The sequence below is a fragment of the Pseudomonas sp. VI4.1 genome, from assembly GCF_002029345.1.
Lineage (GTDB): Bacteria > Pseudomonadota > Gammaproteobacteria > Pseudomonadales > Pseudomonadaceae > Aquipseudomonas.
This window is the reverse complement of the sequence record NZ_MULM01000115.1, coordinates 22,466-33,327: the sequence shown is the minus strand read 5'-3', so window position 1 is coordinate 33,327 and position 10,862 is coordinate 22,466. Positions and strand designations below refer to the sequence as shown.

8 protein-coding genes and 4 pseudogenes are annotated in these 10,862 nt (G+C 60.2%); 3 read left to right on the top strand and 9 right to left on the bottom strand.

What is annotated here, in order from left to right; genetic code table 11:
* The 6 genes and pseudogenes from BZ163_RS07125 to BZ163_RS36345 form a co-directional block, all read right to left on the bottom strand.
* Positions 1-516 (bottom strand): annotated as a pseudogene (locus BZ163_RS07125) (energy transducer TonB); the annotation flags it as partial.
* A gap of 213 nt (positions 517-729) precedes the next feature.
* The gene (msrA, locus tag BZ163_RS07120; protein ID WP_128870348.1) at positions 730-1,197 is read right to left on the bottom strand and encodes a peptide-methionine (S)-S-oxide reductase MsrA; all 468 of its coding nucleotides are present in this window, start codon (positions 1,195-1,197) and stop codon (positions 730-732) included.
* Positions 1,194-2,114: a homocysteine S-methyltransferase family protein gene (locus BZ163_RS07115; protein WP_128870347.1), complete on the bottom strand. Its 921-nt coding sequence runs from the start codon at positions 2,112-2,114 to the stop codon at positions 1,194-1,196. The genes msrA and BZ163_RS07115 overlap by 4 nt, the downstream gene beginning before the upstream one ends.
* Positions 2,111-3,088 carry a glycine betaine ABC transporter substrate-binding protein gene (locus tag BZ163_RS07110; RefSeq protein ID WP_256578961.1) on the bottom strand — a complete coding sequence of 326 codons (978 nt, stop codon included), beginning with the start codon at positions 3,086-3,088 and terminating at the stop codon, positions 2,111-2,113. The genes BZ163_RS07115 and BZ163_RS07110 overlap by 4 nt, the downstream gene beginning before the upstream one ends.
* Positions 3,089-3,175: 87 nt before the next feature.
* The gene (locus BZ163_RS07105) at positions 3,176-4,915 is read right to left on the bottom strand and encodes an ABC transporter permease subunit (protein ID WP_371916789.1); all 1,740 of its coding nucleotides are present in this window, start codon (positions 4,913-4,915) and stop codon (positions 3,176-3,178) included.
* A gap of 83 nt (positions 4,916-4,998) precedes the next feature.
* Positions 4,999-5,064, bottom strand: a pseudogene (locus BZ163_RS36345) (hypothetical protein); the annotation flags it as partial.
* A gap of 666 nt (positions 5,065-5,730) precedes the next feature.
* On the opposite strand from BZ163_RS36345, the pseudogene BZ163_RS07100 reads away from it, so the two are divergent.
* Positions 5,731-6,222 (top strand): annotated as a pseudogene (locus BZ163_RS07100) (helix-turn-helix domain-containing protein); the annotation flags it as partial.
* A 111-nt stretch (positions 6,223-6,333) separates the two neighbouring features.
* Entirely contained in the window at positions 6,334-6,561 is a 228-nt protein-coding gene (locus BZ163_RS34750; protein WP_168187320.1) for a hypothetical protein, read from the top strand.
* Between the two features lie 265 nt (positions 6,562-6,826).
* Here BZ163_RS34750 and BZ163_RS07095 read toward each other — a convergent pair whose 3' ends face one another.
* The 3 genes and pseudogenes from BZ163_RS07095 to BZ163_RS07085 form a co-directional block, all read right to left on the bottom strand.
* Positions 6,827-7,837, bottom strand: a complete 1,011-nt coding sequence (locus tag BZ163_RS07095) for an ABC transporter substrate-binding protein (RefSeq protein WP_128870345.1) — start codon at positions 7,835-7,837, stop codon at positions 6,827-6,829.
* A gap of 37 nt (positions 7,838-7,874) precedes the next feature.
* Positions 7,875-8,672 (bottom strand): ABC transporter ATP-binding protein, encoded by a 798-nt coding sequence (locus BZ163_RS07090; protein ID WP_128870344.1) that lies wholly within the window; start codon positions 8,670-8,672, stop codon positions 7,875-7,877.
* Position 8,673: 1 nt separating this feature from the next.
* Positions 8,674-9,560: pseudogene (locus BZ163_RS07085) on the bottom strand (ABC transporter permease).
* Positions 9,561-9,940: 380 nt separating this feature from the next.
* On the opposite strand from BZ163_RS07085, the gene BZ163_RS07080 reads away from it, so the two are divergent.
* Positions 9,941-10,858 carry an LLM class flavin-dependent oxidoreductase gene (locus tag BZ163_RS07080; RefSeq protein ID WP_128870343.1) on the top strand — a complete coding sequence of 306 codons (918 nt, stop codon included), beginning with the start codon at positions 9,941-9,943 and terminating at the stop codon, positions 10,856-10,858.
* The last annotated feature ends 4 nt before the right edge of the window (positions 10,859-10,862 follow it).

Genomic DNA, 10,862 nt, shown 5'->3' with positions numbered 1-10,862 from the left:
GGGGTGCGGCGGCGGCGGGCAGTACGGTTGTGGCGGCGCGGGGGGTGCAGGCGGCTGCTCCACCGGCTTGGCCACAGGTTTTAGGCACCGGTTTAACCACGGGTTTTGGTTTGGGGACGGGTTTAGGTGGCGGCGGTTTCACGGCCAGCTCATCCTCAACCGGCGGTGGCGGTTCCACCACTGGCTGGGGAATCGACTCAGGCGGTGGCGGTGGCGGCACCACCGGAGGTGCCGGTTGCGAGAACTCGATGGTCATCGGCGGAATTTCCGGTGGCACCACTGACAATGCCGGCGGCGGTGTCTGGTTGACCCAGACAATCACTGCGCCGTGCAGCACAGCGCCAACACCCCGAGGAGGACCCCTTCGCGGCGACTCAACACACGCTTGGGCGTGCTGTGCAGCCGCGACAGCGCCAGGGGTTCGCGGAAAACCCGGCCAAGGTCGAGCAGCTCGCCACCGGGTACCGGGTGCCGAAACACCTTTAGGGCACTTGCGGCGCTCTGGACATTGCCCATTCATTAACTCCTGTAGACTTTGGATTTATCTGCCTACAGGCATCATCAACGAAAGTTTTTATCTCTTAAAAGAATATTTAATTATCCAAATATGCAAATAATGCATAACCAATAGGCCAGAACCCCGATATCGAAAAGAAAACCAGCCAAAAAAAACGCCACAGAAGGTGTCTGTGGCGCGTGTGTTTTTTCAGCGAAAACCGGGGTGATCCTTCAGAGGGAGCAGCTGCTTGCCCCGTGTTTTTCCAGGTAACGCTGCTGTTCTTCTTCCGCCAGTTGAAATTCCCCCAGCGGCACGATAACCGTGGCGATCGGCTTGCCTAACTGCCCCGATGCGTCCAGCCGCTGCTTGGCGACTAGCGCCAGCTGGGCCTGCTGGGCCGAGCTGAAAAACAACGCGGACCGGTATTTCACCCCGACATCCGCACCCTGGTGATCGAATGACGTCGGATCATGCAAGACCCAGAAGTGTTCGATCAGGCGGCTGTAGGAAATCACTTTGGCATCGAAGTCGACCTGCACTACTTCGATCAGCGCCGAGTCACTTCGGGTCGATCGTGCAAAACCGACCCGACTGTCGAGCACGCCCGGCAACGCCCGGAAGGACGCTTCAGCGCCCCAAAAACAACCGGCGCCAAACGTCGCCTGCTCAACCGATACCTGTTGTTGAAGATCACTCATGTTTCAGCAACCTCGCTGTGCTGCAATAGATGCCGGTGTAATTGCGCGATGTGTTCTGGCCCGATGCCGCAGCATCCGCCAACAATACTAGCTCCTGCCGCGACCCAGGACCGGGACCAGTGCAAATAAGACCCGGGGTCCAGATCGCGGCGGATCTCCAGCAACGTGCTATTGGCTTTGGCCTCTGCGCTGACGGGAGGAAACGCGTTGGCGTACACCCCGAGTTCGATGGCTTGGCCAAGACTCTGGAGAGTCTCTTGGGCCTCAGCCAGTGCCGCCGCCATCACTTCCGGCTGGCTGCAATTGAACAGCACCACCCTTGCCCCCAGTTCGACCGCCACGCGAACCGCGTCGGCCACCGGCTCGGATGAACGCAGTCGCGGTGGCTCGCCGACTTCATCAAGCAGTGTGAAGGACACCCACAGGGGCTTGGCTTGCGTGCCTAGCGCCTCGACCACTGCTCGAACTTCAGCGGTGGAGCTCTGGGTTTCCGCCAACCAGGTATCGACGTGCTCCTGTAAACCGGCGATCAACGTGCGATGGATAGCGACAGAGCGCTGATGATCGAACAGGTCCGGGCGATAGGACCCGAGCGCCGGCGGCAATGAACCGGCCACCGTGATTGGTTCGACGCTCTCGCGAGCAGCCTGACGAGCCAGGTGCCCCGCCCGTTCGGCCAGCGAGCGCCCCTGCTCGGCAAAACGCTCGTCACCAATATGAAAGGGCACCACCGCGTAGCTGTTGGTGGTGATGATCCGGGCACCGGCATCAATGAATGCCCGATGCGCCTGCAGCACGAACTGCGGTGCTTCGATCAGCGCCAGCGCCGACCATTCCGGCTGGCGAAAAGGCGCGCCGATGCGCTGCAGCTCGCGCCCCATGCCGCCATCGAGCAAACGCAAGCAAAAGTCACTCATTGGCTTGAACTCACTGTCGGCGCCGAGGCGGCGAGCCATTGATCGACGGTGGCGCTGTTCGCCTGGACCCACGCCTTGGCGGCCACGTCAGCCGGCAGCTTTTCCTTTTCGATTTTCAGGATCAGTTCATTCAGCTGCGCCGGCTCAATCGCGACGTTGCGCAAGAACTCGGCAATTTTCGGCGCGCGTTTCTGCAAGGCCGCCGAGGCCAGGACATGGACTTTGGCGTCCGGGAAGGCGCAGGTAATCCGGCTCTTGTTCAACCAGTCCGGGTCGACCGTCGGGCTGATGAATTTCCAGCAGCCATCGGCCTTGTACAGCGGATCAGCTTTTTTGTTGTCCTGGGCATAACCGTCGAACGCGGGCTCTTCCAGTCGACGCAGGTCAAAGGCCGAGAATATCCAGTCCGGGGTGTACGCATAGAACACCACACCGCGCTGCGCCTTGTAAGCCGCGGCCAATTTGGCGTAAGTGACGGCGGCCTCGGTTGAAACCGCCTCGAATTTATCGGCGAACCCGTAATCCTTGGCCTTGATCTGGCCAATGTAGGTCGACTCCCAGCCCGCCGGACCGACCAGCAGCTGCGCCTTGCCACCCCCCAGCGGTTCAAAGAGCTTGGCCACTTCCGGCTTTTTCAGGTCGTAGATGGATTTGACGCCGTACTTGTCCTGCAAATACCCCGGGATATAAAACCCTTGCTCGCCCGCATAGGCGTGAGTATTCGGGACCAGCGACCGGGTGCCGCCGGTGACGTACCTGGCCCAGGCAGCCGACTGATTCGGCAGCCAGATGTCGGTCAGTACATCAACCGAGCCATCGCCTTTCGCCGCGGCACTGAACAGTACCGGGACGTCCCCTGCCAGATAGGACACATCGCCATCGAGACGGGTTTTGATCACTTCGCCGAGGATGTGCTGGATGGCGATCGCCCCCGTCCAGTTCTGCTCGCCAATGACGATTTTGTCCTTGGCCATGACCGTTGCAGGAAGAATCAGGGAGGCCAGCAGCGCGGCTGCGCCCAGAGTGCGCGACAAGTGGGTTTTCACGATAAATGTCTCTGTTCAGTTAGGCAGATGATCTTGCTTGCGCAAGCTCGATTGAATGATTCGATCCGGAATCAGCGCGCACAGCACGATGGCCGCGCCGGCCAGCATGCCCTCGCCGCCCTTGATGTTGCGCAGCGCTGTCATGACGTCATACCCCAGGCCGCCGGCACCGATCAGGGCGGCCACGACCACCATCGACAGGCTCATGACGATGGTCTGGTTGATCCCCAGCAACAGCGAGCGGCGAGCCAGCGGCAACTGCACCTTGATCAAGGTCTGCCAAGGACTGGCACCGTGTGCGACCGCCGCCTCGACGGCATCCTTGGGCACTTCCTGGATACCCAGCGACGTCAAACGGATCATCGGCGCCAGGGCGAAAATCACCGTCGCGATCACGGCCGGGGTCTTGCCGACGGAGAAGAACGCCACGGCAGGAATCAGGTACACAAAGGTGGGCAGGGTCTGCATCACATCCAGCAAAGGCGTGATCAGCCGCCGTACCAGCGGTCGCTTCGCCAGCAAAATGCCGGTTGGCACTCCGATGACCAAGGCGATCAGTACCGACGAACCGACCAGTGCCAGGGTCGCGATGGTTCGCTCCCAAAAACCGAACAGGCCGATGTATAACAGGGCCGCGCTGCTGGTCAGGGCCAGCGCCAGGCCTGCCGAACGCCAGGCCAGTAACACCAGCGCCAGCGCCGAAACCGGCCACGGCAACCAGCCCAGCAGGTTTTCGATGCCTTCGATGACCGTGCGTACGGCAACAATCACGCCGACAAACGCGCCCTCGAACGTCACTTGCGACCAGCCGATGAACTGGTCGATGCTCTCTGCTGCCAGCAGCAGCGCCTGGCGGTTGGCGGGGAACTGCAGCAACGCGTTCGTGGTGTCAGGGGTAATCACTCGCCAGATCACCAAGGCCTGGCTGATCAGCAGCACCACCAACGGCAGCGCCCAACCCGAAGCGTTACGCCGCACGGGCTGGCTGCTCAGCGAGACCGCCGTGAAGCGGCTGGCCGCGAACACGGCCAGTGCAGCCAGCACCAACAGCCACGCCGAGCCGACAATGCCCTGGCTGAAGACCGCCAGGGCGGCGAGCTCACTGGCGAAAGTGATCCAGAACCCTGCGCCCTTGCCCCGGGCCGCCAGTGCCGCTGGCCCCAGCAACAACGCCTGCCATCCGGGCAAGCGTGGGGTGTGGGGCGGCTCGCGCGGTTCGGTTTGCGCTGCCTGGAGGCGAACGTCGTCCACGCTGCGCAGTGCGGATGACGTTGCGCCGCAGTCACGGAAAAAATCCGCCACTTCGGCATCGGCGGGATGTTCCAGCAGTTGTTCCGGGGTGCCCAACTGCACCAGTTGACCATGGCGCAGCACGGCAATCCGATCAGCCAGGCGTATGGCTTCAGCCGGGTCGTGCGTGACCAGCAAGGTGCTGATCCCGCGCTCACGGGCCAAGGCCAGGAAGTGCGTCTGCAGGTCCCGCCGGATGGTCGGATCGAGCGCGCTGAAGGGCTCGTCCATCAGCAAGATATCGGGGTCAGTGACCAAGGCTCGCGCCAGGCCGACGCGTTGCTGCATGCCACCGGACAGTTCATGGGGATAGTGCTCGCCCCAGCCCTGCAGCCCCACCGCCTGCAACTGCACGGCGGCGGCCGCATGACGGATCGGTTCAGGTTCGCCGCGTAACTCCAGCGGCAGCGCCACGTTGTCCAGCACCGTGCGATGGGGCAACAAGCCAAAATGCTGAAACACCATGCCGAGCGCCGCGACCTCAATTCACGCAAGGCTTTGTGGCTCAATCCGCTGATCGCCTGGCCCTCGATCAGGACTTCGCCACTCGTGGGTTCGATCAGGCGGTTGATATGGCGCAACAACGTTGACTTGCCGCTTCCGGAAGTCCCCATCAGGCACAGGACTTCGCCCCGACGCACCTTCAAGCTGACATTGCTCACTGCCGGCAACACGGACGCGCCTTTTTGACGCCGGTACGTTTTGGTGACGGCACGCAACTCAAGCACGACATCCCCTGCATTCGCCGGCTCGGCGGACGGTGGCGCGAGCCTTTGGGGAGACTCGATCCAAGGCGTGGCCAAAGAGGTTTGAATGATTGTCACAGGAGCTCCCGGCAAACAGCTCTCGGGCACGTCGCTCGCACCCAAGGTCAGAAAAATTGAATGAGCCTCAGGCGATGACGGAAACCGGATGCCTGACGCAAAAAAAGCGCCACACCAAGGGCATGGCACTTCCAAGTAGATAAAGCTAAACGATCTTAAAAACAACACATAAATACTTTTTTGGAATTAGCTTAGTTGATCCGATGCCTTTGGCGCTGGCTCTTTTCGATGCTGAATCGCGCCGCTTTTAAATAACCAAAAAGAATTAATAAATATAAATTAGGTATTTATAGTTATAAGAATATCCACGTAGTCTGAGCTCAACCCGTCATTCATCACACAGTGAACTGCCCCATGAATCCGACTGACAAGCTCATCGACTTCGGGCACGGGCGATGTGGGACATGTACGCACGCAACGCAGGCCTGGCCTTTCAGTGGGTGCAAGCGAGCAAAACTCGCCCGCCAGTGCGGTGTGAGCCGGGCGATGCTGGCGCAGATCGAATCCAGGCGCAGCGTGCCGTCGATCAAGGTGCTGTGCAAAATCGCCAAGGGCTTGAAGGTATCGGTGGCGGCGTTTCTCGAGCACCGGGCATTCGCAGGGGTGGCGGTGTTGTCGGCCAGCCAGAGCAAACGCCTGGTCAGTGCCAATGGCGCTTTTATCAGCCGCGCCCTGTTTCCTTTCGACGTGGCGCGCCAGCCGGAGTTTTACGAGCTGCGCCTGAGTCCCCTGGGTGAGGACCAGTCCGAGGGGCGTAGCCCGGGGGTTCAGGAGAACCTGGTGGTGGCCCAGGGTGTGCTGGAAATCAGCGTCAACGATAAGCGATATCTGCTGTCCACGGGGGACTCGATCCTGTTCTACGCAGACCAGCCCCACCGCTACCGCAACCCGGCCGACAGTGAGGCGGTGGCGTATCTGGTGGTGACTTACCCCGAACGCCTGGACTGATCTGAACTGAATTGAATTGAATGGTAGGAGCGAGCTTGCTCGCGATGGACTTCAGTACACCGCGTTTATCCAGGCAGCTCGCGTTATCGTTAACGTCCATCGCGAGCAAGCTTGCTCCTACAGAAGACGCAAAAGGCCCGCCGGGATGATCCCGGCGGGCTTTATTTCACCATTAACGATCAGCAGGTGCAGCACATCAGCGGCATGCCGTTGCAGCTCATCATCATCGGCATGCCCAACATCGGCATCATCGGCATATTGGCGTTCATCGGCATTTGCATCTGCATGGCGTTCATCATGGTGTTGTTCCCTGAAGGATGGAGAGTTGGACAAAGCTGATGGAGCGGATTCTAAGCAAGGGTCCAGGCGCAACAAGATGACGATCGAACAGCTGGAATGAATGCTGAAGCAGCCTAAGCGGAGTGGATGGAACGGTTATGTCTGCTGCCACGAACATTTGGCTTCGATGACTTACGCCGTGCAAACGGCAGCCGATATTCCTTGGTCATGGATATGCAATCGGCATCTATATAAATAACCGTAAGAAATAACCGATCTAAACAGCGCCAGGCAATTTCAACCGAACGCTCTAGTTCAAAGGTTTTTACCGGTTCAGGACCAACGACTCGGCCGAAAACACTTCGGCGTCCGTCAGCTTTTGCACATCGACTCGATGGGGAAAGATCTTCTTTTCCACGAACAGATCATCGACCTGCTGCAACGCCTGAACATCCCGCGACTCGACCGGCAACAACGCTTCGTCACCCCAACTGCGCAGCCGCTGCGAGACGTCCAGCGGTATGTCGTTGACCTTGGCGAAGACCCGGGCGTACTCCTGCGGATTCTGCTGCGCCCACTCGAACGCCTTGGCAAAGCGCTGCAGCACGTCACCGAGTGCCTTGCGTTTGAGCGGGTCGGTCAGGACTTCGTCCGAAGCGGTGATAAAGGTCAGTCCGGTATTGATCCCCTCGCCGCTGATCAACACCCGCGCGCCCTGCTGCTCGGCAAACGCCTGGTAGATACCGAAGGTGGCCCAGGCTTCGATCTTGCCGGCGTTGAACGCGGACAAGGCGTCGGTCGGCAGGACGAAGCCGACCTTGACGTCTTGCTCATCGACCCCGGCATTGGCCAGTGCGCGAATCAACAGGTATTGGGAAATGCTGCCTCTAGCCGAAGACACCACGACATTGCGGCCTTTCAAGTCGGCGACACTATGGATATCCGAATCGGCTGGCACCAGGATCGCAATCCCGCGTGACTGACTGCGACGTACCGCGACAATACGCAATGGCGTGCCGCCGGTGGCGGCGGCGAGCACGGGGGTGTCACCGGCCGGCGCCAGGTCGACGGCACCGGCGCGCAAGGCTTCGAACAACGGCGCAGCCCCCTGGAAGTTGGCCCACTCGACCCTGTAGTCGATGCCCTCCAGCGCGTTCGCCGCCTCGACCACCGTGCGCAACCCCTTGGCTTGATCGCCGAGCACCAGGGTCACACCGGACAGGTCTGATCGGGCGGTGGATGAGGACGTTGACTCGACGGTGTCACCGCACCCGCCGAGCAAAAGCGCGACACCAGACAGCAACAGCATCGCAGATTTCCAGACGCGAACCGGCATGACAGCACCTCCCTGCATCAATGAGTTGGAAGCGCTATCAGCCATGGGCGAAACGCCGGACAGTCGCCGTCGGGGCCTGACGCTCGGTCACCGCTGCAGGTTCCACTTCAACCCCCAGCAAACCCAGCAGCCGCGCACGGATGGCCTGGAACCCCTCCTGCCCGGTGTCTCGCGCCCGCGGCAGATCAATCGTCAATTGTTCGGCAATCTTGCCGTTGGCCAGCACGATGACCCGATCGGCCAGCAGGATCGCTTCGTCCACGTCATGGGTCACCAGCAGCACGGCGGGGTTGTGTTTGCGCCATAACTCGATGATCAGCCGATGCATGCGAATCCGCGTCAGCGCATCCAGCGCGGCGAAGGGTTCATCGAGCAGCAGCAACTTGGGCTCGCGCACCAGGCCACGGGCCAGCGCCACCCGTTGCGCTTCGCCGCCGGACAGTGTGGCCGGGTAGGCTTCGAGCCGATGGGCCAGCCCCACTTCCGTCAGGGCCTGCACCGCGCGGGCCTTGGCATCGGGGGTGTGCAAACCGAGAATCACGTTCTTCCAGGCGCGCTTCCAGGGCATCAACCGAGGCTCCTGAAACACCGCGGCCCGTGCCTTGGGCACCAACAACTGCGCTGTCGATGCTGTCAGGCCCGCCAGGCTACGCAACAAAGTGGTCTTGCCCGAACCGCTGGCCCCGAGCAACGCGACGAACTCGCCCGGGGCGATGTCCAGATCCAGGCCATCGATGACCCGCTGCTGGCCGAACTGGCGCACCACATTGCGCAGTTGGACCGGTGCCGGCGAATGCAGGTTTTTTGCCGCGTCGGAAAAATGGATGCTCGACATATCAGTTCCTCACAAAAGATGGGCGCCAGGCCAGGGCAAAACGTTCGAGTGTGCGGATCAGTCCGTCGATCAACAGGCCGAGGACGCTGTAGATCAGCAGGCAGATGACGATCACATCGGTGCGCATGAAGTCCCGCGCGTCACTGGCCAGGAAACCGATACCGGCGGTGGTGTTGATCTGCTCGACGAACACCAGGGCCAACCAGGAAATCCCCAGGGAATAGCGCAAGCCGACAAAAAACGAGGGCAAGGAGCCCGGCAGGATCACATGCCAGATCAACTCGCGACGATTCAGGCCCAGGGTATTGGCGGCCTCTATCAGTTTGGGGTCGATGTTGCGAATCCCGGCGAACAGGTTCAGGTACACCGGGAAGGTGGTGCCGGTGACGATCAGCGCGATCTTGGTGAATTCGCCGATGCCGAACCAGAGAATGAACAGCGGCACCAAGGCCAGGGAAGGAATGGTCCGCAGCATCTGCATCGGCGAATCGAGGATCACCTCACCGCGCTTGGACAGGCCGGTGATCAGGGCAGCGACGACACCGACGCTGACGCCGATGCTCAAGCCCAGCAGCGCCGCGGCTGCAGGGATACCAGTAAATGCTTGCCCAACTCTCCGGAAACGATCATGGCCCAGAGCGTGCCACCGATCTGTGACGGCGCGGCGATGACCCGCTGCGGGATCAGCCCGGCCTGAGACGCCAGCTCCCACAACAGCAGCAGCGCGATCGGGCTGAGCAAACGCAGCAAGACCTCGGGGGTGCGCCAGTTGCGCAGCCAGTTGGGGATCAATTTCGATGCACCCTGCAGATCATGGGTGAGGCGAGCAGCCTTATCGACGGAAAACGAGCTACTGGCGCTCTGGGTATCGAAGGTCTTTTCAGTCATCAGGCTTCCTTCCTTAAAAGAACATGGCTGGAGGCGCCATGTGTCAGCTTCGGATTCATGCTATTCGCATAAAAAACCGCAGTGAAATTCTTTTTGGGAATAACCTAATATGATTAGAAATCAGATAAAAAATATTGCAGATAAATTGTTTGCATAATAAATGCACCCAGGCCCCGCCTTTTCAGGGCCTTGGCATTGCCTAGGCTTAAAATGCTCATTGCTGATATCTATCATTTAGCAAAATTCATTAATTTAATAATTAACTTAGAACAAAACGGCATTTCACAGGCCTGCCCTGCTGCGCCTACTTTCGTCACACCAGACCGACCCCTGCCAGGTGGAGGCTTGAATCACGTTCAGAAAACGACAAGGAACTCACCATGAGCATTGAATTCATCGGTTACATCGGCGGCCATCATTCTTCGGAAATCCATCCCCGCAGTGGCCCTGTCCTGCAACCCGAGTACGTGGAAAAAGTCGCTCGCGCCCATGACGAGGCCGGTTTCGATCGCGCATTGGTAGCCTTCCACTCCAACAGCCCGGATAGCACGCTGATTGCCTCGCATGCCGCCAGCGTGACGAAAAACCTGAAGTTCCTCATCGCCCATCGGCCGGGGTTCGTTGCGCCAACCCTGGCCGCGCGGCAGTTCGCCACCCTGGATGTGTTCAATGGCGGACGTACCGCCGTGCACATCATCACCGGGGGCGATGATGGCGAATTACGGGCTGATGGCAGTTATATCGGCAAGGACAAGCGTTATGCGCGTACCGATGAATACCTCGCTGTGGTGCGTCAGGAATGGACCAGTGACAAGCCTTTCGACTATCAGGGTACTTATTACCAGGTCGAAGGCGCGCACTCGGCGGTGAAGTCGCCGCAACAGCCGCACATCCCGCTGTACTTCGGCGGCTCGTCGACGGCGGCCATCGAGGTCGCGGGCAAGCACGCGGATGTGTATGCGTTGTGGGGTGAAACCGGCTTTGTCCGTCGCGAACCACCGAACGAAGGTTCCCGACGCTTGTTGGCGGCCGCCGCTCAGGGCTCGCGCCTGGACAAGCGCCTGTGGACCGGGATTGCCGGTTTGTTGGGCGCACAAGGCAACTCGACGTCACTGGTGGGCACCCCGGAACAAGTCGCCGAAGCCCTGCTGGACTATTACGACCTGGGCATCACCACCTTCCTGATCCGCGGCTTCGACCCGCTCGAAGATGCCATCGACTACGGCAAACGCCTGATCCCGCTGACCCGCCAATTGGTGGCGGAGCGTGAACGGCAAGCAGTGGAAAAGGTGGCCTGAAAAC